Origin of the sequence: Pseudomonas sp. BF-RE-22 (assembly GCF_019956155.1) — a bacterium.
In the GTDB taxonomy this organism is placed as follows: Bacteria; Pseudomonadota; Gammaproteobacteria; order Pseudomonadales; family Pseudomonadaceae; genus Aquipseudomonas; species Aquipseudomonas migulae.
In genome coordinates this window covers 18,329-45,155 of the sequence record NZ_JAHBDD010000012.1, presented here as the reverse complement: position 1 = coordinate 45,155, position 26,827 = coordinate 18,329, and the positions used below count along the sequence as shown (strand labels likewise).

At 53.1% G+C, this 26,827-nt stretch carries 25 protein-coding genes and 1 pseudogene; 17 read left to right on the top strand and 9 right to left on the bottom strand.

What is annotated here, in order from left to right:
* The first annotated feature begins 3 nt into the window (after positions 1–3).
* The 4 genes from arsH to arsJ are packed head-to-tail and all read left to right on the top strand — an operon-like array spanning position 4 to position 3,506.
* A complete protein-coding gene (arsH, locus tag KGA82_RS09110; RefSeq protein ID WP_223450161.1) occupies positions 4–720 on the top strand; it encodes an arsenical resistance protein ArsH in 717 nt (238 codons plus the stop codon).
* 12 nt (positions 721–732) lie between these two features.
* Complete coding sequence (locus KGA82_RS09105) at positions 733–1,245, top strand: tyrosine-protein phosphatase (protein WP_223450160.1); 513 nt, start codon at positions 733–735, stop codon at positions 1,243–1,245.
* Between the two features lie 23 nt (positions 1,246–1,268).
* Positions 1,269–2,273, top strand: coding sequence for an ArsJ-associated glyceraldehyde-3-phosphate dehydrogenase (locus tag KGA82_RS09100; RefSeq protein WP_223450159.1), 1,005 nt, complete (start codon positions 1,269–1,271; stop codon positions 2,271–2,273).
* Between the two features lie 12 nt (positions 2,274–2,285).
* Positions 2,286–3,506 (top strand): organoarsenical effux MFS transporter ArsJ, encoded by a 1,221-nt coding sequence (gene arsJ, locus KGA82_RS09095; RefSeq protein ID WP_223450158.1) that lies wholly within the window; start codon positions 2,286–2,288, stop codon positions 3,504–3,506.
* 136 nt (positions 3,507–3,642) lie between these two features.
* On the opposite strand, the gene KGA82_RS09090 is transcribed toward arsJ, so the two are convergent.
* The 5 genes from KGA82_RS09090 to KGA82_RS09070 form a co-directional block, all read right to left on the bottom strand.
* Positions 3,643–4,719 (bottom strand): ArsO family NAD(P)H-dependent flavin-containing monooxygenase, encoded by a 1,077-nt coding sequence (locus KGA82_RS09090; protein WP_223450157.1) that lies wholly within the window; start codon positions 4,717–4,719, stop codon positions 3,643–3,645.
* Positions 4,720–5,130: 411 nt separating this feature from the next.
* Positions 5,131–5,676 (bottom strand): hypothetical protein, encoded by a 546-nt coding sequence (locus KGA82_RS09085; protein WP_223450156.1) that lies wholly within the window; start codon positions 5,674–5,676, stop codon positions 5,131–5,133.
* A 391-nt stretch (positions 5,677–6,067) separates the two neighbouring features.
* A complete protein-coding gene (locus tag KGA82_RS09080) occupies positions 6,068–6,484 on the bottom strand; it encodes a DUF6691 family protein (protein WP_223450155.1) in 417 nt (138 codons plus the stop codon).
* Between the two features lie 2 nt (positions 6,485–6,486).
* Positions 6,487–6,921, bottom strand: coding sequence for a YeeE/YedE family protein (locus KGA82_RS09075; protein WP_223414754.1), 435 nt, complete (start codon positions 6,919–6,921; stop codon positions 6,487–6,489).
* Positions 6,922–7,022: 101 nt separating this feature from the next.
* Positions 7,023–7,493 (bottom strand): 3'-5' exoribonuclease, encoded by a 471-nt coding sequence (locus tag KGA82_RS09070; protein WP_223414756.1) that lies wholly within the window; start codon positions 7,491–7,493, stop codon positions 7,023–7,025.
* Between the two features lie 150 nt (positions 7,494–7,643).
* On the opposite strand from KGA82_RS09070, the gene KGA82_RS09065 reads away from it, so the two are divergent.
* From KGA82_RS09065 to KGA82_RS09055, 3 genes are all read left to right on the top strand, one after another.
* Positions 7,644–7,979 carry a hypothetical protein gene (locus KGA82_RS09065; RefSeq protein ID WP_223414758.1) on the top strand — a complete coding sequence of 112 codons (336 nt, stop codon included), beginning with the start codon at positions 7,644–7,646 and terminating at the stop codon, positions 7,977–7,979.
* A gap of 263 nt (positions 7,980–8,242) precedes the next feature.
* On the top strand, positions 8,243–9,748 hold the full coding sequence (locus KGA82_RS09060) for an LA2681 family HEPN domain-containing protein (protein ID WP_223450154.1): 1,506 nt from the start codon (positions 8,243–8,245) through the stop codon (positions 9,746–9,748).
* Between the two features lie 94 nt (positions 9,749–9,842).
* The gene (locus tag KGA82_RS09055; protein ID WP_223450153.1) at positions 9,843–10,832 is read left to right on the top strand and encodes a DUF4238 domain-containing protein; all 990 of its coding nucleotides are present in this window, start codon (positions 9,843–9,845) and stop codon (positions 10,830–10,832) included.
* A gap of 52 nt (positions 10,833–10,884) precedes the next feature.
* Here KGA82_RS09055 and KGA82_RS09050 read toward each other — a convergent pair whose 3' ends face one another.
* From KGA82_RS09050 to KGA82_RS09040, 3 genes are all read right to left on the bottom strand, one after another.
* Entirely contained in the window at positions 10,885–11,079 is a 195-nt protein-coding gene (locus KGA82_RS09050; RefSeq protein ID WP_223450152.1) for a hypothetical protein, read from the bottom strand.
* A gap of 304 nt (positions 11,080–11,383) precedes the next feature.
* The gene (locus KGA82_RS09045) at positions 11,384–12,757 is read right to left on the bottom strand and encodes a hypothetical protein (protein ID WP_223450151.1); all 1,374 of its coding nucleotides are present in this window, start codon (positions 12,755–12,757) and stop codon (positions 11,384–11,386) included.
* Between the two features lie 18 nt (positions 12,758–12,775).
* Positions 12,776–13,045 (bottom strand): hypothetical protein, encoded by a 270-nt coding sequence (locus KGA82_RS09040; protein ID WP_223450150.1) that lies wholly within the window; start codon positions 13,043–13,045, stop codon positions 12,776–12,778.
* Positions 13,046–13,266: 221 nt separating this feature from the next.
* On the opposite strand from KGA82_RS09040, the gene KGA82_RS29320 reads away from it, so the two are divergent.
* The 10 genes and pseudogenes from KGA82_RS29320 (at position 13,267) to KGA82_RS08995 (ending at position 26,220) form a co-directional block, all read left to right on the top strand.
* The gene (locus tag KGA82_RS29320) at positions 13,267–13,395 is read left to right on the top strand and encodes a hypothetical protein (protein WP_263287962.1); all 129 of its coding nucleotides are present in this window, start codon (positions 13,267–13,269) and stop codon (positions 13,393–13,395) included.
* A gap of 23 nt (positions 13,396–13,418) precedes the next feature.
* A pseudogene (locus KGA82_RS09035) lies at positions 13,419–13,712 on the top strand (DUF4113 domain-containing protein); the annotation flags it as partial.
* 242 nt (positions 13,713–13,954) lie between these two features.
* On the top strand, positions 13,955–14,854 hold the full coding sequence (locus KGA82_RS09030; RefSeq protein WP_223450149.1) for a hypothetical protein: 900 nt from the start codon (positions 13,955–13,957) through the stop codon (positions 14,852–14,854).
* Positions 14,851–16,536: a hypothetical protein gene (locus KGA82_RS09025; protein WP_223450148.1), complete on the top strand. Its 1,686-nt coding sequence runs from the start codon at positions 14,851–14,853 to the stop codon at positions 16,534–16,536. Before KGA82_RS09030 ends, KGA82_RS09025 begins: the two co-directional genes overlap by 4 nt.
* A gap of 405 nt (positions 16,537–16,941) precedes the next feature.
* Positions 16,942–18,573 (top strand): AAA family ATPase, encoded by a 1,632-nt coding sequence (locus KGA82_RS09020; protein ID WP_223450147.1) that lies wholly within the window; start codon positions 16,942–16,944, stop codon positions 18,571–18,573.
* Between the two features lie 71 nt (positions 18,574–18,644).
* On the top strand, positions 18,645–19,634 hold the full coding sequence (locus tag KGA82_RS09015) for a hypothetical protein (RefSeq protein ID WP_223450146.1): 990 nt from the start codon (positions 18,645–18,647) through the stop codon (positions 19,632–19,634).
* Between the two features lie 682 nt (positions 19,635–20,316).
* On the top strand, positions 20,317–21,474 hold the full coding sequence (locus tag KGA82_RS09010; protein ID WP_223450145.1) for an ATP-binding protein: 1,158 nt from the start codon (positions 20,317–20,319) through the stop codon (positions 21,472–21,474).
* A 1-nt stretch (position 21,475) separates the two neighbouring features.
* On the top strand, positions 21,476–23,698 hold the full coding sequence (locus tag KGA82_RS09005; RefSeq protein WP_223450144.1) for a hypothetical protein: 2,223 nt from the start codon (positions 21,476–21,478) through the stop codon (positions 23,696–23,698).
* A gap of 192 nt (positions 23,699–23,890) precedes the next feature.
* Positions 23,891–24,892, top strand: a complete 1,002-nt coding sequence (locus KGA82_RS09000; protein ID WP_008041951.1) for an AAA family ATPase — start codon at positions 23,891–23,893, stop codon at positions 24,890–24,892.
* Positions 24,889–26,220 carry a DUF58 domain-containing protein gene (locus KGA82_RS08995; RefSeq protein WP_223437218.1) on the top strand — a complete coding sequence of 444 codons (1,332 nt, stop codon included), beginning with the start codon at positions 24,889–24,891 and terminating at the stop codon, positions 26,218–26,220. Before KGA82_RS09000 ends, KGA82_RS08995 begins: the two co-directional genes overlap by 4 nt.
* Before the next feature lie 48 nt (positions 26,221–26,268).
* Here KGA82_RS08995 and KGA82_RS08990 read toward each other — a convergent pair whose 3' ends face one another.
* Positions 26,269–26,808: a hypothetical protein gene (locus tag KGA82_RS08990; protein WP_223450143.1), complete on the bottom strand. Its 540-nt coding sequence runs from the start codon at positions 26,806–26,808 to the stop codon at positions 26,269–26,271.
* Positions 26,809–26,827: the final 19 nt, after the last annotated feature.

Sequence of the window (26,827 nt, the reverse complement as noted above, 5' to 3'; positions counted from 1 at the left end):
TCTATGACTGAAGAACTGATCCCCAACCTCGATGCCGAACTGGTTGATCTGCCGAAACTCGATAAGCTCGGCAGTACGTTGTCGGCCACGCACAAGCCGCGCATCCTGCTGCTCTACGGTTCGACTCGCGAGCGTTCGTTCAGCCGCCTGCTGACTGAAGAAGCTGCGCGCCTGCTGCAGCACTTCGGCGCAGAAACACGCATCTTCAATCCATCTGAGCTGCCGTTACCAGATGTCGTGCCGGACAGCCACCCCAAAGTGCAAGAACTACGCGAACTGGTGCTCTGGTCAGAAGGTCAGGTCTGGTGTTCCCCAGAGCGCCACGGCTCGATGAGCGCGGTGTTCAAAGCGCAGATCGACTGGATTCCGTTGACCATGGGCGCGGTGCGCCCAACCCAGGGTAAGACGCTGGCGGTGATGCAGGTCTGTGGTGGCTCGCAATCCTTCAACGTGGTCAACCAGCTGCGTGTGCTGGGTCGCTGGATGCGTATGTTCACCATTCCCAACCAGTCCTCGGTGCCGAAGGCCTACCTGGAGTTCGATGAGGCCGGGCGGATGAAGCCCTCCGCATTCTACGACCGTGTCGTGGACGTGATGGAAGAGCTGGTGAAATTCACTTTGCTGCTGCGTGAGCGGCAGGACTATCTGGTCGACCGCTATTCCGAGCGTAAGGAATCGGCGGAAGAACTCATGAAACGTGTTAATCAGCGCTCCATTTGAGGGTATTTCGCCGTGCAACAACACCCATATTCCGTACTACCCCTGGCACAGTTCAGTGGCCAATTGATCTTCACCCCGTGCCCCGGCACCAAGGGCACCCTACCTTTCGAGGCGCTGCAAACCCTTAAGGCAGCAGGTGCATCGGCGCTGCTGACTCTGATGCCGACCGAGGAGTTGCTTCAGAACGAGATCGACCTGCTGCCCGAAGAGTGCCAAATGCTCGGCATCGAGTGGTTTCACCTGCCAGTGGACGATGATCAAGCTCCTGGCGAAGCATTCAAAACCGCATGGGAACAGCACAATTCACGACTTAAGCAGCTGCTGAACGAAGGGAAAACCATTGCCATCCATTGCAAGGGTGGTTCGGGCCGTACCGGCTTGATTGCGGCGCAACTGTTAATCGAGAGCGGTGTGCCATTCAACGATGCCATCCGTGACGTTCAGTCGTTGCGTCCTCGCGCTATCCAGCATCCTGCCCATATTGAATACATCGGCCAGTTTGACTCTGAGTCGAACTCCCACTGACGACAGATACAGAGCAAAACAACATGACTATCAAAGTTGGTATTAACGGTTTCGGTCGCATCGGTCGTCTCGCCCTGCGTGCAGCCTGGAGCTGGCCAGAGTTCGAGTTCGTGCAAATCAACGACCCGGCAGGCGATGCAGTAACCCATGCGCACCTGATCAACTTCGACTCTGTGCATGGTCGTTGGCACAGCGAAGCCAGCGCAGAAGGCGATCATGTAGTGATTGGCGGCAAGCGCATCAAGGTCAGCGCGAACAAAGCGATTGCCGACACCGACTGGTCGGGTTGCGATTTGGTGATCGAGGCCAGCGGCAAGATGAAGACTGTGGCAGTGTTGCAGGCCTACCTGGATCAAGGCGTTAAGCGTGTGGTGGTCTGTGCGCCGGTTAAGGAGCAAGGCGCCTTGAACGTGGTGATGGGCGTTAACCAACACCTATTCGACCCGGCGCAGCACCGTATTGTGACCGCTGCCTCCTGCACCACCAATTGCCTGGCCCCGGTCGTCAAAGTGATCCACGAGAATCTGGGCATTCGCCACGGCTCGATCACCACGATTCACGACCTGACCAACACCCAGAGCATCCTCGATCAGCCGCACAAGGATCTTCGCCGTGCCCGTGCCTCGGGCATGAGCCTCATCCCGACCAGCACCGGCTCGGCCACCGCCATTGCGGAAATCTTCCCCGAACTGCGTGGCCGCCTGAATGGTCACGCGGTGCGCGTCCCGCTGGCCAACGCCTCGCTCACCGATTGTGTGTTCGAAGTGGAGCGCGCCACCTCAGTGGACGAGGTTAATGCGTTGCTCAAGGCGGCGGCAGAAGGCCCACTGAAAAATATCCTGGGCTATGAAGTTCGCCCACTGGTGTCCATCGACTACCGCACCGACCCGCGCTCATCGATCATCGATGCGCTGTCGACGATGGTGATCAATGGCACTCAAGTGAAGATCTATGCCTGGTACGACAACGAATGGGGTTACGCCAACCGCGCTGTTGAGTTGGCCAAACTGGTCAGTTTGGCCGATTAACAGGGAGAGGTCATGAACGCGTTGTCAGCTCTTTCTCCGCAAGTGCGCCAGTACCTGTTGGTGACCGGCAATTACTGGGCCTTTACCCTCACCGACGGTGCGCTACGCATGTTGGTTGTGTTGCACTTCCATGCGTTGGGCTACAGCCCGTTACAGATTGCGTTCCTGTTTCTGTTCTACGAAATCTTCGGCGTCATTACCAATTTAGTGGGCGGTTACCTGGGGGCCCGTCTAGGCCTGAATCGCACCATGAACATTGGTTTGGGCTTACAGGTGGCAGCCTTGTTGATGCTGACTGTGCCCGCCGCCTGGCTGACCATCCCTTGGGTGATGGGGGCCCAGGCGCTGTCGGGTATTGCCAAAGACCTCAACAAGATGAGTGCGAAGAGCTCCATCAAGCTGCTGGTGCCCGACAACCAGCAAGGCACCCTTTACCAGTGGGTGGCAATTCTCACCGGCTCGAAGAACGCGCTCAAAGGCGTGGGTTTCTTCCTGGGCGGTGCGCTGCTGGCATTGCTGGGCTTCACGGTTGCCGTGCTGGCGATGGCCGCAACTCTGGCGCTGATATGGATAGCCAGCCTGTTCCTGCTGAAGAAGGATCTGGGCAAAGCCAAGGCTAAACCGAAGTTCCGCGACATCCTCTCCAAGAGCAAGGCGATCAACATCCTCTCGGCGGCGCGAATGTTCCTCTTTGGTGCCCGAGACGTGTGGTTCGTAGTGGCGTTGCCGGTCTACCTGAGCACGGTGTTTGGTTGGGACTTCTGGATGGTTGGTGGCTTCTTGGCGGCCTGGGTCATCGGTTATGGCATCGTCCAGTCGTTGGCCCCGAACATCACCGGAAAGAAGCGCGGCCACGTCCCGGATGGGCGGGCTGCCTTTGTTTGGGCGGCATTGCTGGCAGGTCTGCCTGCTGCAATCGCTCTCGGTCTCTCGGCGGGTGGGTCGCCTCACGTTGTGCTGCTGGGTGGGTTAATGGTGTTCGGCGTGCTGTTCGCGGTGAATTCCTCGCTGCACAGCTATCTCATCGTCTCGTATGCCAAAGAAGACGGGGTATCGCTGGATGTGGGTTTCTACTACATGTCCAACGCCTTGGGCCGATTGCTCGGAACCGTGCTGTCCGGCTGGATTTATCAGAGTTACGGATTGGAGGCTTGTTTGTGGGTTTCCTCGGCCTTCGTGTTGCTGGCTGCCCTGATCTCTATCGCCTTACCCAGGCATGTCCAGGCGATATGAAGCCGTCAGGCAGGACGGAGTGATCCTCTAAACGACTGCATGGTCAGTATCCAGCTATATGCTTCAGCGGAAGGTATCCAGCAAGGCCCCCCCCTCAACAGTCAGCGGTATATACCAAGGCCGACTGTAGTCCGCCTCAGGTGGACTGATCAGCGAGAAAGGCCACGATCTCACTGACTGTGCTCCTTGCTGTTCGTGTTACACCGATCAAAGTGGCGGAAGCCGAACCTGTCCACTCGCCGTAACCGACCAGCCATAGTCTTGGCTCTTCGGTCGAGTGTGTACCTTCGACCTCAACGCGGCCCTCGGTGTTGATCACCCCCAGTGAATCCAGATGCTGTAGGGCTGGTCTGAATCCGGTACACCAGATCACCACATCCACGGCAGATTCAGATCCATCGGCCCAAATCACGCCATCGCGAGTGAAACGTTCAAAAGGGCGTACAGATTTGAGAGCTGCACGCTCACGGGCTTCTACAACTGGCGGCACCATTACAATGTCCCCCAACCCGCCGACGGGCTGGTCAATGACACGCCCGTCCTGCTGAGCTTTCAAGCGCTGAGTGGCACGCTCGAATAGTACCCGTCCATCCACTTCGTCAGGCAAAAACACCGGTTCAGTAGGGGTTACCCAAGTGGTCTCGGCGACTTTGGACACCTCGGCCAGAATCTGTGCCCCTGAATTACCGCCACCCACCACCAAAACCTTCTTGCCAGCAAACGCTTGTGCATCGACATAGTTCGCGGAGTGCAATTGCCGACCGGCGAATAACTCGGCATCAGGGTAGCGAGGGATATACGGATTGCTCCAGGTGCCGGTAGCGCTGATTACAAACCTGGCATCCCAATACCTGTCGTCAGAACGTACTCGTAAGCCAGACTCTAGACGTTCCACAGAAACGACCCGAACCGGGCGTTCAACCGAAAATTGGTAACGCTGCTCATATTGGTTGAGATAGTCGACCACATGATTTCGTGTGGGGTAACCCTCTTGCGCGGGCGGCATCATCCAGCCAGGGATCGAACTCCAGGTGGACGGCGAGAATAAACGTAACGAGTTCCAGCCGTGCCGCCACGCACCACCGGGTTCTTCCTCCGCATCGAGGATAACGAATGAAAGTTGGGTTCGGCGTAGGAAATACGCTACCGCCAAGGCTGACTGCCCCCCACCGATAATGACTACATCTAGCTGGCCACTGAGCGAATGAGTCACGGGGAAACCTTAGGTCGGTGCTGGACGGCGAGTATAGCGACTCAGGTTTAAATCCAACTGATCTAGCTCATATGTTGAGGATGCTGGAGCCGGGTAAGCGGGTGAAATGGGCCGATGGGAGAGCGCTGATGAAGCGAGGGAGGAGATTCGCAAGTCGCTGCGAGCTTCTTGCCGCTTCTGGCCTGGCTACACTGGCAGTACCCGACTACTACCGAATGAGCGGCATATCTACGGCTCGCGGCGTGGCTCGATCCTCGCCAGCTTTATCCATGTCGTAACTTTGCTGGTGGTCATGGGCTCGCTCGGCTGGGAGTCTCTCCATCGCTTGCAGACGCAAGTGCCTATACCGCCGACTTGGCTCAATTGAGAACGTCCCATAGGGCCCACACCTATTGCGGCTTGCGGTAGGCATTATTTGCCCTGCACTACTCGAACATGTGCATGGCTTATAGCTTTGTAGACACGACTCGATCTTAAAAGCGGCCACCAGTCATATAGAAAAATCTGCAGCGGTCGCCACATTGCCACCCAGCCAACGATCATCAGACTTTCGCGCGCTATGCCGACTACGGCGCTAGCACTAAGTTGGCCGATGACATCGACTGCGATAAGGCAAAGGGTAACAAAACCGATGCCGATCAACAGGCTAATGCGGCCCTCTCGAAGGAGGCGTTTCAACTCACTGCGTACGAGACCTGCTTTATGATCAAAGTAGTTGTGGATTGCATCGACCATGATCGCACTTGGATCGCCTTCTGCTGGCAGGTGCTCAAGGTGGATTGTGATACGAAGCAGGCTGTCCGACGGAAACTCTGCTGCCCAGGTCTCGATGAACGCTTCAGCCTCGCGATCAAGATCCTTGTTAAGGAAAGGTGTCGGATCCATCGAGTTAAACAACTGTGCAAGTTCGCTTACCCGGAGTTGAAGGTGATGCTCATGGTGATGTTTTTTTTTCATGGCACTACTCGATTATTATGCATTGTCAGTTTCGAGTCGCACGACTCGCTTGCGCTGCGCCTCTGTCCTTATACAGCGCACTGACCGCCGCTGGCATCACCCTCAAATTCCAGCTTCAATTTACCCTACAGCCTGCCGGTGAACGGCGGGCTAGAGAGGACGTGATTGGCGTGCGCGGATTGTCCGTGGAGGACAGCCATGAACGAGGAATTGAGGTGGATTGCACGTAAACCTTTATGGAGCAACTGCTTGCCACGCAAATGTCCTAGTTTTCCTTTATCTCGGCATGACGACTATAGCTAGGATTCAGCAGCTCACACTTCATGCTCCATTCAGGGGCTGCAGGTATCGGACAGTGTTTCCGTCATTTGCGTCCATGGTTATCATCTGATCACATGCGTCGGCTTTCTAGTACAGAGAACAGATACATACCAGCCAACATAGCCAATACGAAAATGATTATTTGCCAGCGACCTGTTAGCAGAATAGCTACAGCCGGCCCAGGACAAATACCCGCAATTCCCCAACCAACACCGAACACTAGACTGCCGCCAATCAAGCGGGGGTCTAGCTCCCGCTTTACGGGTAACTGCATGCGGGCACCCAGCAAGGATTGCTTGTTCTTGCGCGCCCAACTCAGGGGGATAACCGCCACTGCGATGGCCCCTCCCATCACCAGAGCAAGTGACGGATCCCAGGCCCCGGCGACATCAAGAAAAGCCAATACCTTTGCAGGGTTTGCCATGCCTGCCAGGAGTAGACCCAGGCCAAAGATCAGTCCTGCGAAAAATGCGGTCAACTTGATCATCTTCAAGCTCCCAGCACATGACGAATGACGTACACCGTTGCAAAGCCGGCGGTCATAAAACACACCGTCGCAACTATGGAGCGAGGAGACATCCGAGAGATCCCACAAACACCATGACCACTTGTACAGCCCGAACCGTAACGGGTTCCCACGCCGACGAGCAGACCCGCAATGATCAGGGCCGGCCACTCTGTCTTGATCTCTATTTCCGGCAAAACGGTCAACGCTCCCCACAACAAGGGCGCAAGTAAAAGGCCAAGAAGAAACAACGCCTTCTCGCTCCAGCCTTCACTATCAAATTGCATCACGCTTCCAAGCAAGCCGCTGATGCCGGCGATGCGACCATTAGCGAGAACGAACAAGCTAGCCGCCAGCCCTATCAAGGCGCCTCCGCCTAATGACGTCCAGGGTGTGAAGTTGATCCAATCGATGCTCATTTTGCATATCCTGTACAGAAGTGCTGGTAAAAGACGTTGATCAGCGAAGCAACAACACAGGCATGTGTGGCTGGCCAATACAGACTTCGGTTCCATGCGCCTTAGCAGGGCAGCCCTTTCTTTGGACTCCCTCGGGCGAACATGCTAGCTATGATACGGGCATCCAGGAGAGCGTGATGTGGAAGTGGAATCCCGTCGCTTATGGCATCTAGAGTGGTTGCGTCAGTGGGGTAATTCCGGACATTCCTTGGCCATTTCCCATCGGCATATGCGAGTTCGCAGAAAAGCTCCCAGTCGTACTGTGGAGCGTCTGTGACAATCTCCAAGGCTTCGTCGAACGACGCGAGAAACTCGAGCAACGCTGACCTTGCCCCAATGATCGATAGTACATAGCTTCCGCCCCAGAGCTGCGGAAGGACGATCTCTACGACGAAGTCGCTGCATTCTGCTTCTAGCCACGTGTCGAGTAATTCCACATAGAATTCGCGCCCATCCTCGGCCACCAATGCCAGCGATATAAGCTTCGCTGACGCTGAGAGCCGGGTAAACTCGCAATCAAGAAAGAGCCTCATGCTGTTAGAACTCCGTGATGACTAGGGCTCGCCTCCATATGGCGCAGGAAGGTCACCCATGAGAGATGGCTCTCGAGCATCTGGGCTCAGAGGGTGTGCTTCAATCCTATTAGAAATTGTCGAGCTAAGCTCCGCCCTTTGAGATGTTGTATGAACTCTGAATTAACTGAAGAAGAAATGCGTCGTGCCCTGTTCGGTACGCCTCAGCCCGAAGAGCAGGTGTCTGCTCCTGTAGTAGAGGAGCCTGTGCCAGAGGTTGTCTTTACGAAGCCGGTAGCTGCTCCCGTAGCAAAGAAGAAAGCGGCGAAAGCGTTTACGCCCAGGCTTAGGGTCACGCTCCGGGTTGGGAACGAATTTGAGGGGAAGATGCAGGAGTTGACTCACGAGGCCGACACGTTGAGCTCGTTGCTTGCCGAGCAAGAGGCTGTGAAGGCTGCCAGGAAGAAGTACAAATATGTGGAAGTGGTATCGGTTAAATCGATGTAGGCGTCTCAGATGACCTGGCTAGGCGGCTGGACGTGCGCCCGCTAGGATCATTGATTGTGGCACCTACATGGAACGGCTGTCGGAACCCAGCCGCCTAGCGATGGCGGGCGTATTATCGGCTGAGTAGTCGAGGAGAATATGACATCGTGACGGCAGCCAACCTTAGTGAGCTAGCCAAGCTGCTCGCTGCCCTAGAAGCATTTGCGAATGAGTGAGACATACCAGCATCACCGAATTACTCACTTTGGAAGGAAGCACTACACATGTTGAGCGAGCTCTCCTCACACCTTAATGCCTTGGTGGATTGTGACCCTAACCTTGCAGTACGAGAAGCTCGTGAAATCGTTGTAGATGGGCCGAATCGCTTTAATTTGATGTCTCTGCGTGCAGCCACTCTGGTTAATGCCGGCGCGTTGCTTGGGAACCAGGACGCCATTGGGGAGGGCCTTGAGCTATACCGCGAGCTTCATGGCCTATATCCGATGGCTGATATCACCTACAACTTAGCAAACGGGCTCGTGGCAGCAGCAAATTGTGGGGCGGATAATTCCGAGTGGGTAGATCATCAGGAACAAACCCGCGCCTACAGAGCTGAAGCCCGACGATGCTATTGGAGGGTTTTGCAAGACGGGGATGCCGATCCTGATTTACGCACACAGGCTTGGACGAACATCGCTAATTTGTTCGCAAAAACCTACCGGCTTTCTGAGGCCCATGATGCACGCCTTTCCGCGTTAAAGGTTGATCCAACGAACGGCGTCGCCGCGTTCTGTGCAGCATTGGATCTGATGTGGCTTTTTAAAAGAGGTGGTTGCTCAGAGTTAACGCGCATGGAAGCAGTGATGCTAGCCAAGCAGGCACTTCGAAATAAGGAGCGAATTGTTCAGTACGCCGGCGCACGCGTAGCGGCCAAGGTTGAAGCACTAGCCAGTGAGTTAAGCGATTCGCCATCCCGGTCTCATCACACCAATCCATTCATCAGATGGGTGGAAGAGGAACGTCTCACACTTGCCCCAGTTGTCGAACTCGTCGATCCATCCTTGGGCAAGCTCGATTGGCTTACCCTTCCAGGAATTCTCGAGCGTGAACCAGAAGTGGGCAGCAGGCCGCCGCCATTGTTCGCCATGTTCAATATGCTGAAGAGCGATTTTGCCCTTGCACGAGATTTAGCATGGCGTGCAAGTGACGAAAGCGTATGGCCAAAGACAGGACAATTTGCAGACACTCTGGACTATGCACTGTACGGCCCTGATACCTCGGCGCTCATACTTGCACATCGAACTGCCCTTGACCTGCTCGACAAAGTAGCCGTAATGGCAAACCACTATTTCGAGCTGGGATTAGCTCCTAACAAAGTAAGTTTCGGGAGGCTATGGAGAGATTCCGCAGACAAGAAAACAGGCACTCCGCTCACAAAAAAAGTAGAGGTACTGATTCGTGCAGGCGTGTACGCGATGTACGGCTTGGCCGAACTGGCAGATGACTACGATGGCAGCGATGGGATTCTCCGCTCACAAAAGGATCTGCGGAATTCGGGTACGCACCGATTCGTAGTGCTTCATGACTTTGGAGATCCCTCGCGAGCGAGGCAAGCTCCAGAAATCGAGCATCTCAACCACTCAGATTTTATCGCTGAGGCACTGCGTGCGCTTCGGGTAGCAAGATCTGCAATCCAGATGATCGCACTGGCAATTTCTCAGCACGAAGAAATCCTGAGAAAGCAAACGGATGGCATGATCGGAACCCTGGTCGTTCCTGATCACCACTGAGTTCGTGGTGCAGATGAGGAACTCTGATTCTTGGCTATTGAGCAGTCGGGACATTCCGTTCGTGTCGTGTTCTTTATTGATATCCAGATGAGGAGTGAACTGTATCCAGCAAAAAAAACGCCACCACTTTGTCCCTAAAGCATATCTAAAAGCCTTCGCGAATAAGGATGGCCAGGTTCTCGTTTACCGTAAGGACAGTCCTGGACGTGCGCTCCCTGCCAAGCCCGATACAACGCAGTTTGAGCGCTATTACTATTCGCAACCGTTGCCCGAAGGCGGCCAGGACAATAACACCCTTGAGGACATCTTTAGTGAAGTAGAGTCCGCGTGGCCCTCTCTCGTCGCAAGACTGGCTCGGAAAGAATCCATAGACGATGAGATAGATCACTTCATCCAATTTGTGGCTCTGCAGCGAGCCCGTGTGCCTGCGGCACGAGATGCAGTTGAGGCAGTATTGGCGGCAACCGTTAAGGACACTATGAAAATGCTGGTGAGGATTGGAAAAATCCCTGCACCACCCTCTGGCTCCGAAGACATCCTCGACAAGATTGACGTGTCCATCGACCCTCATCAAAGCATCCACGCGATGCCTGGCTTGATCACCAAGATTGGGGAGCTTTTCAATACGGTTGGCTTGGCCATCATTCACAACACTTCAGACGTACCGTTTCTGACAAGCGATAATCCAGTCGCTTGGTACGACCCATCTGTCCCATTTGAAAAGCAAAATCCTTATGCTATTTCCCCTGGTGGGCCGATAGCGATCCAGTTTCCTATAAGCCCCGAAATGATGTTGTTTGGAGTTAAAGAATACCGTGAGCGCTACAGCTCGGAGGGGCTAATGCATGGTGAGATCCCAGACGTTGAATGGGTACGCTCTGTAAACGCCCAGACCTGTCGCTTCGGCTATGGCGCTGTGATTGCCCAGCAACCTGGGCACGAGGAAATGATCCTGGCGCATAGTGAGCTATCGCCAGTATTCGACCACTCATCACTGGAACTCGGCGCCAAGACAGTCTTGATGGGACGGTTCGTTTTCGGTGCGCGAGTAGTCAAGCCAAAGTGGATGCCTCACAAAGATTGATCCGCCTGAACTCGCGCTGTGCTTGGAGCCAATCCGAATTTTCATCCACCGTCTACCACCGCATCGTCACCGAGACTCGGTCATCGGGATTCACCGGCTCCTGGTGCTGAACGTACAACAGCTGCGGATGCATGTCGGGCTCGGTCGTCGGTTGGTTGCTCGGCTGCGGGAGCAGCGTGACGATGTATCCACTCAAAATCCCCACGGCCAGGCTTAGAAGCGTTTTTTTCAGTTCTTTTTTAGTCATCAGCTGCCCACCTCCTTTTTCGAGGGCAACCGTATTTAAACAGCAGTTTTTCCGCCTATCAGGCAAGGTTTCCGATTTGTTTTTTGCCCCCCCACATTGTGGGTTCAATGCGCTGCCTTCAGGCAGTGAGAAGCGCTGACCCTACGGGGTCTCGAGCCCTAGCGAATTACCCGGCGCGGTAACCTCGGAGGGGGCTTCAGCCAGCAGAACCGTCAAGCGCCAGACCTGAGGGGGCCTGCATCCATGCCGCTCAATGGCAGCCTCCGGCGAATCCCAGCTAAAGCAATCTGAAGCAGGATAAGACTCAAAACCTGCAAAGCTGTGGGTAAATAATTTTGAAAACACCGGTAGTCAACGCTTTCCACTGGCTCAAGGTAGTGTCCTTGAAGTTTGAGCGAACGAACTGCATCCGGTGCGAGCGCAAATCCCTATTGCTTTCAGTCTGCATCCTGAGCTTTTCGGAATCCAGCGCTTCATGCTGCCGGCTACGAAGCATTGTGTTCAACTGTCTCTGCTGGTACTTGATCCTAGTCAGCGGTACCTGCTCGCCGCTCTGGATCTCTCGCATATTCACCAGGTCGTAGTCCTTGATGCCAGCAATTCTGATGTCATGCTTTTCGCGAGTGCAGTAGCTCCAAGCGAGGTTCAAGGCGCACATGTTGTGAAGCTCGTTCTCGCTTGCCTTGTGCTCTATGAAGTCGATTTTCTCCCAGCTCAGAATCCACTTTACTTGAGCATAAACTCGATCTAAATGCACAGTCTTCAGTGGACGCCAAGTCTGCTCCTTTCCGAAGCTAGGGCCTGAAAGGCTATCCATCAGCCAGGCTCTGAAAGCATCTTCATCGAGGTCGGCTGGTACTCGATCAATTCCTGCCACTTGAAGACTCTCGACCAAGCTCAGCAGGCTTGGCACAGCGATATCTTCATAACGCTCCAGCTCTAAAAATTCCCAGTGGTAGCGATTAACCATGGCTGCCAGCAACAGCTTTGCTGCAAGCGAGTCCTTACTCTCGTTGACGTCCTCAAGAATATGGCGAACAGCATGGTTGCTTTGGACTGTGACCCGTTGGTGGCGCCATTTGGTTTCCGCTACGGAATTAAAGACCGGCACGTGTTCTAGGAGCTTATTTATCTCCTCGTAGCGAATTTTCCAGCACAGATCTAGCCGCTCCAGGGTGTCCCAGAGCTTGATGTTAGGCAGGGCGCTCATCATAGCCTCGCAATCACCTAGCAGGTCGCCGTAATCCCGCTGCTCCTCCGGGCGAAGCTGATCAAACAACTCAACGAGGAAGCGCCGCCTAGCGCCGTTCAGTTTAGAAATTTGATCAGCCGCATCGCGTAGATGCTGAGCGAGAGGTTTTCCATCCTTGATGGCCCCTAGCAAAAATTTACCCAACGGGCCAATGTAGCTGGATTGATCCTTCCCAGATGTTACCTCTGGTGCGGTCAGTAGAAGCTGGCTCGACCACTGAATGTGCTCGGCATACATGATCGTGCAGAGTTCCATGTAACGTCCGACCTCACTGTCGTGGGTAGAAAGTTCTTCCGGAGTCATGCTATCGAGCCAGTCTTGATACGTTTGCTTGTCGAGCCCTAGAATTTCCTGGATGCTTTGAACAGCTCGATCTTTACGAGCCAGAAATCCTTCGCCAAGCCTCTCTTGTCCTTTGTCGTTCATGTTCTCTTCCATTTCTGATTATTGGGCAGGAACAGCGGAAGGTTGAGCTTCGAGGATTGCCCTAGTCCGCCTGCCCAGCTCCTGGCCACCCAGCACGCCAACAGTGTACTCGTCTACAGATATGGCATGGCGCATAGCCTCGCCGAAGCAGGCGTCAGGTCTTACGTCATGTATCGCCTCTGCCAGTGCATTGAGATAGTCGCGCTCAGAGAAGCTCTGGCGAGCCTTCTGCAGGTGGTAGGAGTCACTGCCTGCTGCCCAGGCGAAGGAAAGGGTTTTCTTGATCATGGAATGCCTCTGCGTTTCGGTTAGTTGGGACTGCGAGGCCAGTGTCGACCGAACAGCCATCTACCTTCGAGCAAGGAATCCGATTTAATTTTTTGGGTATGGACAGGTGTCTAGAAATCGTTACCGAGCCCGGCCCGTGCCCCTAATCTCTAATCATTAGTTACGGCAGATTTACTCAAGAGGGCCTTAATGCGTTTGGAAAGGGACTCAAAGTGATTTGCATGTCTGAAGAGGACATCTACAAGGCCCTAGGCCAGCGGATACCCATCGCTGAGGTCATCGACCGCAAGGTGACGGCAGCCGCAGAAACAGGTGCTGCATTCGTGCCATTAGATGACTTATTCAAGTAATGACTGAGTGAAGTGAACGATTAACCGAAGCCGTCAATCGTATTTTCAGACCAGGCTTCAGGTACAGCAAAGCGGAAGTTTTGCTGATGGATCTGCGACAGCCTGGTGAGTTTACCGATGACCTGTTTGCGCATTCGCAGCCAGCGATGGCTGACAAGGTGATGAGTGTTTTGGATGAGATCAATGGCCGCTGGGGGAAGGGAGTTCTGCGGGTAGCCAGTGTGCCGACAGCGCCTGCTTGGGCGATGCGCCGAGAATTGATGAGCCAGAGTTACACGACGAAGGTAGATCAGTTGTGGACGGTTAAAGCTCGGTAGCAGGCCCGCATGCGCAGACGGCACTCTACTTAAGCGGGGCGCCGTGATTGGCTGCTTACGCCAAAAGCGGACGTTCACTATTTAAGAAACCCGGGACGATTCAAAGGGCCGATTGTAGTCATTGGTTGCCCCACGATTCTCTACCGGTCATTGCTATACTGGCGAATCAGCGTTGGGGCAGCCACGGGGCGCCGTAATATCATCCTAATGCGTACCTACCGACGCCCTCGGAGCCAACTCACATGGACATGATCCGGTTCAACGATTTTTACCTCCGCCTCTACAGAGCCAACCTTGAGCAGGATGGTCAAGCCTTGCTGGGCGAGTTCTATGCCCTCTGGCGCGAGGCGGAAACCTCCGGAGTTGAGGCCGATACCCTGGTAGATGAAGCAAAGGACTGCCTCCATCGAATTGCGTCTGCTGACTTGTTTGTCCTGGCTGCCTGCAAATGGATCGGTGACAAAGGCCACCACAGGTTGAGCAAAGCGTTGGTGCACGAAGTCAGCGTCCAGTACCTCCAACATCCCAAGTTGGTGAGATTCGCGCTGTCCGGGGCCACAGAGGCATCCACCAGCGCCGTGGCCCGCAGATTGTGTGCCCTGAACGTTGCAGTACCAGTATCACTTGGCTGGGTGTTGAGCTTGAACGAAGACCTACCCCCAAGCCCTCTGATTTCTGAAACGACCTGTGTAGTCATCGATTTTTTGGCGACAGAGTACCCAGCCACCTGCAAACGTCTCCTTGAAGCAGAGCCCTCACGGCTTACTCAGTCAACTCCCGCCAAGCACTTAAGCGAAAGGTTGTCCGCCGAATGCAGTGCCTTGGACGCCCTGCCCCACCTCACTGAGCTACAGATGTCATCGGAAATGCGGCGGAGCTTCAACTACCTTCGCCGGAATGAGAATCGGGCGGTGACGGAGAAGGCTCACGGCGAATCCCTGTTTGAGATGTTCATGACCGCGCAGCATTTCAAGTATTCCAACCAAGTATCAGTGGAGTATCAGAACGATCACGAGACCGTCGAGGCGATGATCCCCATGTTCACGCAGGAAATGAGTATGGAATTGCCTCAGACCTGGATTGCCGACCCGTTGCTGTATGACCAGAAGATCATGAGCCTATGGAAGGAAGCTGACCAATGAGCATCCAACTGGTTCTCTCACACTACCTTTCAGGGCTTCGCGAGCGCGATGAGCTGGATGCACTCCTTCCAGAGCTTCTCCAAGCGATGGGGCACTCGGTGCACAGTCGTGCTCAGATTGGAGTGAATCAGGGTGGTGTCGACGTCACGTCCACCAAGGAAGATGCTCAGGGGCAGACGGAAGTTTTCCTGTTCATCATCAAATTTGGCAATGTGAACCGGAACGACTTCTACGGCACTCAGCAGGCGATCTCGCCCTCCATCCGCCAAGCGTACACCGAGTACGTCCGGAATCGGCTGCAAGAGCCTCTGCGGGGCCTAAAAAAACGAATCGTCCTTGTTTCAAACGGGATCCTCAAGCAAGACGCACAGTCAGATTACTCGGCAATCTCGAAAGAGGTGGCCGAATTCTCTCCTCTATGCTCGCTGGATTTCTGGGGCATGGATCAGTTGAGTCCCTATATCGAGGAGTACCTCTTTGACGATGCCTTGCTGCTCGGAAAAGGAAAATCCAACCTGAGGGCAGCCTTGGCCGGGCTTGAGGATACGCAGGCTTCATTCTCCAGGTTCGTTCGGTTTGTTGATGACTGCATGGCCGCGCTTGAGGATGACAAAGACGTATCAGAAAATACGCGTGCGAACCGCTTCCACAAGCGAGCAGCGGCGGCGGGAATGGGATGGGCTGTTCTTCTCGTCTGGGGCGAAAGTGAGGGCAATCAGAAACCAGGCGTGCTCGCAGGTGAGTACCTTTTGCTACGGCTCTGGAGCGAATCGATAACGCTTGGCCTGCAGACCGACACTCAGTTCCTCAAACGTTTCGAAACGCTTGCTCAGCTCCATGCGAACGCCTTGTTACGGTACTACGAGCGCGTGATGCCCTCACTCCTAAACCGCAGACGCATGCTCCGCTACCGCCCCGATCAGGTGCTCTACATCGACTTGATTTGCGATGAGCTTGGCCGGTTGGGCACCACATTGCTGTTGCTTCATTCCCTGATGGTCGATACCGCAACTCTCCGATCCATGCACGGGAGCCTGGTGTCCTTGATCAACGCGCACAACGGATGCTTGCTGCCCGTCTATGACGGACAAACCATTGACCTTTCGATAGCCATGACCGCGATCATGGCCGTGGGTGATACAGCTAGCACCCAACTCATGGTGCGTGAGTGCATTGATCGCTTTGATGCCGCTCTGCATCGGAACAGGATCATGCCCGTGGATACAGATGATCTTGAAGATGCCATGGCCCTGTTCTCCGGGAAAGAAACCCAAAGAGGTCGATTCTTCAAAACCACGACTTTGGTGCCGCTTCTGGGAACCATGGCTGCTCTGCTGGGCGACCAGGAAGCCCTCGATCAACTGACTGCAGAGATTGTTCCAAATCTTGAAAGGGTGACCATGGAAAGGTGGTTCCCCCAAAAGGCACTGCAGATGCTGACGGGTTCCGATGCCTATGTGAATGCCATTGGCATATCACGTGCCCTGACTGGTTTTCGGCAGACGCCAGCTGATGAAGTTGAGGCTTCTGTGAAGGTGCCGAGCCAGGCCGCCTCCCCAGAGGACTTTGCTTGGCACAACACCACCTGGGAAGTGCTGATTGCGATCTCAGCTAGGTTGCACCGCCATCCTTTGCCTACCTGGTACGTTGCGAAGCTTGCCAAAGTACATCCGGCGCTTTGACCGCACTCACCTGATCGACCTGACCCTCCTCATCGATGTAGAGGGCTCGGGCACCACCAGACGAGCCTTGAGCTTGACAATTTATAGGATGGGTACATGTGTATTCAAATGTTGCCGGACGGCAAATCAACAATGCCGCTAAAAATTGGATTGGGGCAAGCTTAATCAATCCAAACGAAGGCAGATTTTCTTTACGGACAGGGAGGACATCGTCAACACTGTTCGTAGTGTCGCCCTTGGTCGCACCGCATGTGCCGCGAAGGCCATCAACATCCTTCGATGACCGGATACCTTTTTGATATCTAATGGAGTTATTGGGCAGCATGACTTAGGCGTGCAAACGATACTGGCGGCTTCTAATACTCTTTTCTGGCTAGAGTAGTGCAAACAATAAAGGACTGTTAAATGAATCTATGCTTCGTGTGGGTCAAAGATTTCAAAAATTTACAAGGCGTAGGTCTGAATTTTTCCAATGAACTTGAGTTTCATTTTGAGGCTACTACTCGAATCCTAAGCCAGTCAGAAAAAGACCCGATGCCGAGCTTGTTTGGAGAGCAGATTACCAGCATAACAGGGATTCTAGGCGTCAATGGCTCAGGGAAAACGAACTCTCTGGAATTAATTTGTCGCGCATTGAAGTCTCCAGAAAAACTAAAAAACGATTACATCTTAATCTATAGCGTTGAAGGCGCTTTATTCTATTCAACAAACATAAAAGAAAAAATTAACTCCGGATTTGAAATCGCAGCCGGCACCGAAGACCACTTAGATAACTTTCACACCATCTACTTCTCTAATGTCTTTGATAAAAACTATATAGATTTTGGCGGCGGCGTCGTAGATGTATCTGTAAATAATAAAAACAATCCGCGCACCCTTGCTCGTCAAAGACATGTTATGGAGTCGGACTTCCTTAATGATCTGGATTTTCTGCATTCACCCGAGTTTGCCAGTATTGAGCTGCAGCCACCACCAAGGGTAGAGATAAAAATCGATAGATTCATCTCTAGGCATGATCGTAATTTAGACGAGGATGAAGCGATGCCTGTCCTCAGATATTTCGCTGAGGTCAGACGAGGCAATAAGAATAGAGATAAGGTTGCAGTCGTAGCCCAGACGATCCAAATAGAATTTCTAAAAGCATTGTTAATCAACGTGCCTCATAAAGAAAAGTTCACTCCTGTTATGAATTCAATCTTGGCGAGCGAGGGCGAATTCGACTTAAAGGCTTTCATAATAACCTTTAGAGATATGTATTTAGCTACCAATGCACCCGTCCCCTGGGACAATAATTTTTCCATGTTCGAATCATTAACAGTGCTTTTAAAGCTGGAAAGCTTTTTCGACGAAATGCACCTCCGCATTGATGATACAGTCAAGGGGTCACGCTATACTTTCACTATAAATTATGAGGATTCAGAAAGCTTTTATTATCGACATTTAGCCTGCATTCTCCAAGGGGTAAGGTATAGCTCAATTACTTGGGCGGGGATTAGTTCGGGGCAGCGGGCTTATTTCAACTTATTCAGCTCTATTTGGAATGGGATGCAAAATCAGCGCCTTGCGCCTGTAAAAAGGCAGGGGACGCTTATATGCATCGATGAGGGTGATCTGTATTTGCACCCACAATGGCAAATTGAGTTTATTGATAGACTGATCAAAAGCCTCCCTAAAATTTCCGGAGGAAAAATTCAAGTTGTAATTACAACGCACTCTCCAATTCTTATAAGTGATTTGCCTCGCCAATGTATTGTTCTGTTAAATCGGCACGGAGATAGCTCAGCTGCATGTGATACTGACAGCATTGAAGTGCCCAAAACGTTCGCCGCGAACCTGTATGATATCTACCAGTATTCTTTCGGGCTCCAGCACAAAAGAAGTGGTAATTTATCATCTCGATATCTAAAGAAAATATATAGCCTGCTCGACAAAAAGATACTAAGCGATAGTGAAGCCCACGAGCTGAAACTCGCTATATCAGTTATTGATGACGAGATCATTAAATACCATATCAAATCACGGGTGGACGTACAGTGATTAGTATCAGCAACCACCTGACAACGATACACGAGAACGTACCGCAATTTCTCAATGAAGTGGTAGAGAAGATGTGGTTAGACCTTAACCCCGTTAATCGCTTTGGCCAACCTATGCGGCGAGCATTAACTGCAAGAGCTAATGCATTAAGTGCGATAATTAAAGGGGAGGAATACATAGGCAAGGTAGGGGTGGAGGCCTCGGCTCGGCACTTGAAGTATGCTGAATACCTGGAAGTGCCGCAGAACCTTAAAAGTATAATTACTGCGAAGCCTGCAGAATTGAAGGATATCATTGGCACATCAAGAATCTACTTGGAGGACGGCGATATATGTCTCAAGGTTGACGAGAAGGTAGAAATGCAGCCGTTTGGCCAGCTCTTACTTAAGCTTTTCAACTATGAAAGTTATCGAGCCAGTAAACATTGCCATGAGCGTTACGAAGCATTAAGGTTTACTGAGGCCACCTGCCCCTACTGCAATGAAAACTCAGTCAGAATCCTGAAAACAAACAAGCTGCCAAAACAGGATGTAGTAATGCTTTACGATATTGATCATTTTTATCCTAAGCATATGTTCCCCTTTTTGGCGCTATCCTTTTATAACCACATACCATCCTGCAAGACTTGCAATCAGACCTATAAAGGAAGTAATCCGTTCGATATTGATACTCATATCCATCCATACCATCTATGTTTCGATTCTATATACACGTTTGAGTTTAATCATTCAATTCTATCTAATGATCCAATTAGCAAAGTAAAGCTTAAGAATAAAACAGATTTTCCCGATCAGCTTGTGAGTGTGCTTCAGCTCGAGTCGCGCTACGAAGGAAGCACCCGGCTAGCGCGTACACCAAGGCTTATTGATATTTTAAGCAAGCGTAGTCATTTACTCCGCGAATCCGCGCTCAATGCCAGCGAACATGAAATGCTGATTCAAGCACTTGCTGATTTTGGATTAGTGCAGAAGAAAGAGGATATACTTTCCAACCTTCACAGCAAGTTACATCGGGATATAGTAAAGATGTTTGATGTTCGGAACACTCTAAATCTCAGCTAGATCTTAAGATGTAATATTTATTAATTTATAGATATCCGCTTGTAGGTGCTTAGAATATTTCCACGATCAAAAGGTAACGCCCTTCCTCAAAGCGGGCGGATCTATAAACTGGCTTGGCGTGTCATCGTGCGATGAAAAGCCGGGCTCTAAATATGATCTTGTGATCAGAGGTGACATCTGATGCCTTCTATGCGCCCCTCTCAATACGCCATGCAACAACGCACCTACGGCGGCCTCTTTCTCCGTATTGATCTTAATTACGCAATAACGATAACTGAGGAGGAGATGAAGGACGTTGAATCGTAAGCGCTCCATAAACCCCATGCTAAATATGCCCAGCCCAGATACGAAACTTTCACGTTACTCATCATTGCCAGGCCCGTATTAGCCTTACGCACACCCTGTTGACCAGTACGAAGTCGACAAACTGCTCAGTGGCCTAACCGTCCGGAATTCCTGTTTCGACAGCCTGTTTCACGTGGGAACCAGGCGTGAGCGTACCAAGCCCAATTGCCTAGGATGTGAGTGGACTGCCCCCGGAAACGTAGACATCCCCGGCATATGCTTTGGCATCAAAAGCCTAATCCATCTATCGCGCCAAGGACGGCTGGCGATATGATTTGATCGGGTGTGTCCAAAAATCTGGTTCAGCACTCGGAACGATGGACTGTTTGAGGTGCTGATGAAAATTGCCAAGACTCTGAACACATACGAAATCGAAGACCTATACCCGCTTTGCCAGGAGGATGCGTCTTTGCGTCTCCCAAAAACCATGAGTCACGGTGGCTTATTTGGGGTCGATGCGGCGCTTGCACAGTTGGTGATCAGTTGGGCCCGCGCACACGAGCAAAGTGTCCTACATCTGTATGCGGGTGCTGAAAACGCTCCAGATCGGATTCTGCAACTCGGCCAGACTGCAGCTGGCCTCGCGGCTCTGATCATGTCTTCTCGCATCAAGACCGAGGCGCATGAAACGATAGAAAAGCGTGCCGCACTTACTGTGATCAGGCCCTTGATCGAAGCGATGTATGACGGCGATCTTCGTAATACCTCGAGCGAACGAGGAGCGCGCCCTACCACCATTAACCTCTTCAGCATTAACTTCGCGAAGATGGAGTTCATCAAGCCCTTCTACTACGGAGGGACGAGCCCTCAGATCCACTCCCACTCCTCCTTCGCAAGCCTGTTGGAAATGTCATCCGCGCTGATGCATAGCAAGCAGGACAAGAAATCACTTCACAGGGGCGGTTTACCTGCCCTGGGCAGCGTGCTTGCCGAGTTGATCGCCAACGCAGATCAGCACTCAGTCACGGATGTACATGGGGTGAAGTACAAGAAGGGTCTCAGAGGCACTTCAGTGAAATCCGGGAGGATAAAGAAGGAAGACATCCACCTAGTTTCGGACAAAGAGCCGCAGTTCGCCTTGTTTGTGATGCGAAACATGCTTAAGGACGCGGATTATCTCGAATTTATTGAGATTTCAGTCATCGACAGCGGCCCCGGCCTAGCACGACGCTGGCTCTCGGCGAAACAAGGCGCTCCAGTCGAATCTCTCAACGATCTCCCCTTAGCAGTGGAGCTTGAGGCAACCCTGGAATGCTTCAAAAAACATGTCACGACCAAAGATTCAGTGACCTCTGGTATGGGCCTGCACAACGCAGTCCAGGCGCTCAACAAGCTGAAGGCCTACGTACGTCTCCGCACTGGGAGGGTTTGCTTGTATCAGGCATTCCAAGGCCAAGATCAAGTCGTAGAGTTTAACCCCAAAAATTGGAGCGGTGACCGTGAGCTGGTTGCAGCTGAAGGCACTGTATTCACCATCTGCATTCCGGTGAACTGAGATGCCTGAGTTGTTCGACTTTGAAGTAACCCTGACCCCTTCCCCTACCGCTGAACCAGCGCAAGTGGTGGTTTTTTTCAACGGCCCAGAGCGAATCACAGACGCTCATATCACCGAAGCCCTGCAGAATCGGCTAAACGAATACATCCTGCCGGATCATGTCACCTTTTTAGTACCCGATTGTCATCGCGCATGGATCAAGGATCAGTGTGCTGACAAGTCGTCAGCCATTGCGATTGCTCTGGAGCGACGCTCCAACGGCGGGTCACCATCTTATGGATTCTCTTTTTTCAACGAGCACGGAGAAATTTCTAAGTATGTAAAAGTCGCCGGCGCCGAAAAGGGTATCGGCAAGCTCATAACCCGAGCCACCGAGAATTTTGTCCAGGCTGGAATGCGAAAGCTCGTCAAATGCACATCCGTGCTGACTAAAGCGCCTGCTGGTTTTTTGTTCTCGAAACCCTCCTCACGCGCGTCCAACTATTTCATCCGCGCTGAGAACCTGCTTACTGAAACGCTCCATTCGCACTTCTTGGCGTTCTCCTGCCTCAAAGTAATCAAAAATGCCTCCAGCGACGGCATGAGCGAGCCTGAGACAATTTACCTGGACACCATGGCGTTCCTGCCAGTGGCGCTCTCGATCCAGCTATTCCAAACGAAATTCGGCAACCAAACAATCTCCAGCATCAAGTCGTTTCACTCACACGACGGTTTGAGCGATGGTAGCTTGGTCGATGCAGCCGCATCACTATGTCTGATCTCGGCCTCCACCAACTGTGGTCTCGCCAAGGAGTGGGTGAAGGTCAACGGCGCTCCACCCACCCGAGTCGCGACCTTCCTGTCTTTCGTCAGTCAATCTGATTCGTGCACCGTGCTGCATGCCATTGAGAAGCCCGAAGACTTCGAAACCGTAGCCGAGCGTGAGTCAACCGAAGGTCGTAAGCTCATTCGCATCCATGGCGAACGATTTGTTGCACAGCACACCGAAACTCGGGTGCTCAACATTGGCATGGGTCATCTACCAGAAGGGCTTCAGACCAAGTTTTTCTCGTTTATGGGCAAAGGTTTGTTCACGTGCTTTAGCCAAATACCCCAAAGAGAACGCTACAGAACCGTGCAGGTCGACAAGGACAAGCTTGTGCGCACTGGGGATTTCGAGAAATGGTTCGAGAAAATGCTCATGGAGGAGTCTCCTGCCTCAACGTCGCTCATCATCCATGACGATGACAGTGCCAGTCAGAAGATGGCCATGGATGCTTTGGCGTTCCTCAAGGCAAGGGGCCTTAACTGTGAAGTGGTAAGCGCCTCAGCCTTCGACCCTAAGACCAAATTCAACGGGTCAGTGATCATCGTTGCCGCTGCAGCAGAACGAGGCACATTGCTCCTGAGCATCAGTCGCCGCCTCAGGTCTGCCCAAGAGGCTGGTACTCGCATTTACCTCGTAGGTGCCCTACTGGGCCGCTCGCATGAGCTGATGGATGAGCTTGCTTCGAACCTCACGCAGCCACCGAAAGGAAGTCGCAAGTATGTCTTCAAATCCTTCATCGAAATTCCGGTTGCCAGCCTCGCTTGCAACAATCACTGGCACCAGGAACAGAAGTTGCTCAACCGGTTGCTTTCATTTGGAGAGGAGAGCGTATCTGACGTTGTAAAAGCGCGTATCGAGGCTTTCGATAAGGCTACTACTGACGGGCTTTCCGAGGCTGCGTTCTGGCCGAGCAGCTACCAACCGGGTCAGATGAAGCTTACAAAAGGCTTCGCCTTTGTCAGCGGAGCTAACGATGTCACTGTGGCCGCATGTACAGATATTTTCCTGACGATTGTGTGGATCCTGCAGAACGCTCGAAAAAGCGCCAAAATTGATCAATCGAAGCGACTGGAGTCGGGTGAACTTCAACAGGTACTGCTCTCTCCCGAGATATTCTCTCGCTACGACGATGGGATCATTCAAGGGGCGTTCCTCAGAGCTGCGCTGCCCACTGAGCTTGATTACAGCGCCCATGAAACGCACAGCGCGTCTATGGCCGACATCATTTTGCGCGTTGTTCAGGGCCATGGTTTCGAACGGGGTGATGCTTCCATGGAATTCATAACTGCGTTGGCCATTGGTAAAATCCGGCTTCACAAAGAGGTTGACGAGAAGCTTCGAAGCAACATCAGGCAGGCCCTTCCAGGTCATACCGATGCGATCAAGATTCTTTTTGGAGAGGAATCGCCCTTCTAGGTCGATTAGAGCATCGGTCGCTTTCAAGATGTGGCCGATGCTTTTAGTTGCGATACCCGCACCAGGTTGGTTCTCGCCTCCGGTACCAGGAATGCGTATTGGCCAGAAGGTCATACAAAACCGTTAGATCAGGTAAGCGATTGATTTATGGAAGATAATTCGTTACTAACAGTTAGGGAGGCTCCGGAAGGTATGAGTGAACAGATCGAGCCCGGCGCACCGAGCCATGCCGAGCAGCAACGCCAGCGCGCCAGTTATCTGGCCCAAGCGATAAGAGTTGAATTGCAAAAAGCCGTGATCGGCCAGAACACGGTGATCGATGACGTACTCACCGCGTTGATTGCCGGCGGTCATGTGCTGCTCGAAGGCGTGCCGGGGCTGGGCAAGACCTTGTTGGTGCGCGCCCTCGCCCGCTGCTTCGGTGGCGAATTCGCGCGCATTCAGTTCACCCCGGACCTGATGCCCAGCGACGTCACCGGCCACGCGGTGTACGACCTGCAAACCGAGCAATTCAAACTGCGCAAAGGGCCGTTGTTCACCAACCTGTTGCTCGCCGACGAAATCAACCGCGCCCCGGCGAAAACCCAGGCGGCGCTGCTCGAAGCCATGCAGGAACGGCAAGTCACCCTCGAAGGCCGCGCCCTGCCCATCGCGCAACCGTTCATGGTGCTCGCCACGCAAAACCCCATCGAACAGGAAGGCACTTACCCGCTGCCCGAAGCCGAGCTCGACCGCTTCATGCTCAAGGTGCGCATGGATTACCCCGACGCCGAACAAGAGCTGAACATGGTGCGTCAGGTCAGCCGTTCGACCCGGGCCGACATGCTCGATGTGCAACCACTGCGCACCGTGTTGCAAGCCAAGGACGTGCTGGCCTTGCAACGCATCGCCAGTGATTTGCCGCTGGACGATCAGGTCCTCGACTACGCCGTGCGCCTGGCCCGCACCACCCGCAGTTGGCCCGGCCTGACCCTCGGCGCCGGGCCTCGGGCGTCCATCGCACTGGTGCGCTGCGCACGAGCACGCGCCTTGTTGCGCGGCGGCGAATTCGTGATTCCGGATGACATCAAGGGCTGCGCGCTTGCCGTGTTGCGCCATCGCGTACGCATCGCACCGGAGCTGGATATCGAAGGGCTGGAGGTCGATCACGTGCTGCGGCAACTGCTCGATCAAGTGCCGGCGCCACGCCTGTGAAACCCTCGCGTTTGCTGCTGATCTGGCTCGCAATCCTGCTGGCCATCGGCATCGTGCTGGGCACCTTGCGCGCACTCGACATTGCGCTGCCCTCAAGCCTGTTGTCGATCCAGTGGGGTTTATTGCTGGCGCTACTGGCCCTGGCAATACTCGATGCTTTGCGCCTCACGCGCCTGCACTCGCCCCGGATAACACGACAAATGCCCGGCAGCCTGGCCCTCGGTCGCTGGAGCGAAGTGCGACTGGAAGTCGAGCACAACTTTCCCCAACCACTGACGGTCCAGATTTTCGACCACGTCCCTGACGGCCTGAACTTCGAAAACCTCCCTTTGTCAGTCGAACTTCAGCCCGGTCAGCACAGCCAGGTCGGCTATCGCCTGCGTCCGCTCAAACGTGGCCACTTCAGCTTCGATCACTGCGAAATCAACCTGCCCAGCCCATTGGGCCTGTGGTCCGGCAAACGGCTTCTGAGCGTCACCGACCACACCCGCGTCTACCCCGACTTCGCCCGCCTCTACGGCGGCCAACTGCTGGCGGTGGACAACTGGCTCAGCCAGCTCGGCGTACGCCAACGGCAACGACGTGGCCTGGGTATGGAGTTTCATCAGCTACGGGAATTTCGCGAAGGCGACAGCCTGCGCCAGATCGACTGGAAAGCCACCGCCCGGCAGCGCACACCGATTGCCCGGGAGTATCAGGATGAGCGCGACCAACAGATCATTTTCATGCTCGATTGCGGAAGACACATGCGCAGTCACGACGGCGAACTGGCGCATTTCGATCATGCGCTGAATGCGTGCCTGCTGTTGAGTTACGTGGCATTGCGCCAGGGTGATGCGGTGGGCCTGAGCACCTTTGCCAGCGATCAACCGCGCTATCTCGCTCCGGTTAAAGGTGCCGGTCAGCTCAACGTGCTACTCAATGCTGTTTACGATTTGGACAGCAGCCAGCGCCCCTCTGATTATCAGGCTGCCATCAGCCAATTAATGGCCCGACAGAAGCGCCGAGGATTGGTGATATTGATCACTAACCTGCGGGATGAAGACAATGAGGAACTGATAAGCGCTGTTCAACGGCTGAGCAAGCAACATCGCGTATTGATAGCAAGCATGCGCGAAGAGGTCCTCGACACCACACGACAAATGACGGTGCAAACCTTGTCGGAAGCACTGAACTACAGCGGAACAGTTGACTATTTGAACTCACGAGCAGAACTCCATGAACGCTTGGTCGCCCATGGAATTCCGGTAAAAGATGTCCGCCCCAGAGAGCTGGGACCAGAATTGGTGACACAGTACCTGGCCTGGAAACGCAGTGGAGCTCCTTGACTGCTTTTTCACTTGGACGAATGGGTGGATATCACTCATATCGACACATCAATCCGGTCTTCGATGCTCAAAGCCATCTACGGTGAGTTTCTTTAACTTAAATGGAGGCAGCTCGATCTGAATATCAAAATCGGTAGTCCGCAATCCTCTTGCACCCGTAATGTCGGCACCATGAATTTGAAGAGCAAAAGATTGATCAGTCTGAAGCACAGTGAGGGTATGCCTTAGATAAGGATTCCAGCTTTCGTCCTCCACCAAGTCTTTTTTCTTCCCACTTAAATCAATCGAATCCTCCGTACCGTTACTGAACCTTAGAATAACCTTCGAGCCTGGACCATCGCCCTTGTTTTCATATTGAAAGCCCAACAAATACTCAACTTGCGCAAATTGCGAATCCGTAAAGGATTCCGTTGGAACAGACTGCGAGTAGACTCTTTTCCCGTTCAACATCAAAAAGTTTCCGTACAAAATACTTTCATACCACCCCTCCCCACCGCCGCTACCAACGCGCTGCCAATTCGTGTCCCAGCCACTAGGAAACCTCCCGCTTTGTACCAGATTACGACCACGGATTTTTTCTGCACTCATGATGCTCACCTTTCTCTGT

What these genes read in the sequence shown, in the direction of transcription:
- arsH (WP_223450161.1), top strand. Translation starts at nt 4, where the DNA reads ATGACTGAAGAACTGATCCCCAACCTCGATGCCGAACTGGTTGATCTG.
- KGA82_RS09100 (WP_223450159.1), top strand. Translation starts at nt 1,269, where the DNA reads ATGACTATCAAAGTTGGTATTAACGGTTTCGGTCGCATCGGTCGTCTC.
- arsJ (WP_223450158.1), top strand. Translation starts at nt 2,286, where the DNA reads ATGAACGCGTTGTCAGCTCTTTCTCCGCAAGTGCGCCAGTACCTGTTG.
- KGA82_RS09085 (WP_223450156.1), bottom strand. Translation starts at nt 5,676, where the DNA reads ATGAAAAAAAAACATCACCATGAGCATCACCTTCAACTCCGGGTAAGC.
- KGA82_RS09080 (WP_223450155.1), bottom strand. Translation starts at nt 6,484, where the DNA reads ATGATCAAGTTGACCGCATTTTTCGCAGGACTGATCTTTGGCCTGGGT.
- KGA82_RS09075 (WP_223414754.1), bottom strand. Translation starts at nt 6,921, where the DNA reads ATGAGCATCGATTGGATCAACTTCACACCCTGGACGTCATTAGGCGGA.
- KGA82_RS09070 (WP_223414756.1), bottom strand. Translation starts at nt 7,493, where the DNA reads ATGAGGCTCTTTCTTGATTGCGAGTTTACCCGGCTCTCAGCGTCAGCG.
- KGA82_RS09065 (WP_223414758.1), top strand. Translation starts at nt 7,644, where the DNA reads ATGAACTCTGAATTAACTGAAGAAGAAATGCGTCGTGCCCTGTTCGGT.
- KGA82_RS09060 (WP_223450154.1), top strand. Translation starts at nt 8,243, where the DNA reads ATGTTGAGCGAGCTCTCCTCACACCTTAATGCCTTGGTGGATTGTGAC.
- KGA82_RS09050 (WP_223450152.1), bottom strand. Translation starts at nt 11,079, where the DNA reads ATGACTAAAAAAGAACTGAAAAAAACGCTTCTAAGCCTGGCCGTGGGG.
- KGA82_RS09045 (WP_223450151.1), bottom strand. Translation starts at nt 12,757, where the DNA reads ATGAACGACAAAGGACAAGAGAGGCTTGGCGAAGGATTTCTGGCTCGT.
- KGA82_RS09040 (WP_223450150.1), bottom strand. Translation starts at nt 13,045, where the DNA reads ATGATCAAGAAAACCCTTTCCTTCGCCTGGGCAGCAGGCAGTGACTCC.
- KGA82_RS29320 (WP_263287962.1), top strand. Translation starts at nt 13,267, where the DNA reads ATGTCTGAAGAGGACATCTACAAGGCCCTAGGCCAGCGGATACCCATC.
- KGA82_RS09030 (WP_223450149.1), top strand. Translation starts at nt 13,955, where the DNA reads ATGGACATGATCCGGTTCAACGATTTTTACCTCCGCCTCTACAGAGCC.
- KGA82_RS09025 (WP_223450148.1), top strand. Translation starts at nt 14,851, where the DNA reads ATGAGCATCCAACTGGTTCTCTCACACTACCTTTCAGGGCTTCGCGAG.
- KGA82_RS09020 (WP_223450147.1), top strand. Translation starts at nt 16,942, where the DNA reads ATGAATCTATGCTTCGTGTGGGTCAAAGATTTCAAAAATTTACAAGGC.
- KGA82_RS09015 (WP_223450146.1), top strand. Translation starts at nt 18,645, where the DNA reads ATGTGGTTAGACCTTAACCCCGTTAATCGCTTTGGCCAACCTATGCGG.
- KGA82_RS09010 (WP_223450145.1), top strand. Translation starts at nt 20,317, where the DNA reads ATGAAAATTGCCAAGACTCTGAACACATACGAAATCGAAGACCTATAC.
- KGA82_RS09005 (WP_223450144.1), top strand. Translation starts at nt 21,476, where the DNA reads ATGCCTGAGTTGTTCGACTTTGAAGTAACCCTGACCCCTTCCCCTACC.
- KGA82_RS09000 (WP_008041951.1), top strand. Translation starts at nt 23,891, where the DNA reads ATGAGTGAACAGATCGAGCCCGGCGCACCGAGCCATGCCGAGCAGCAA.
- KGA82_RS08990 (WP_223450143.1), bottom strand. Translation starts at nt 26,808, where the DNA reads ATGAGTGCAGAAAAAATCCGTGGTCGTAATCTGGTACAAAGCGGGAGG.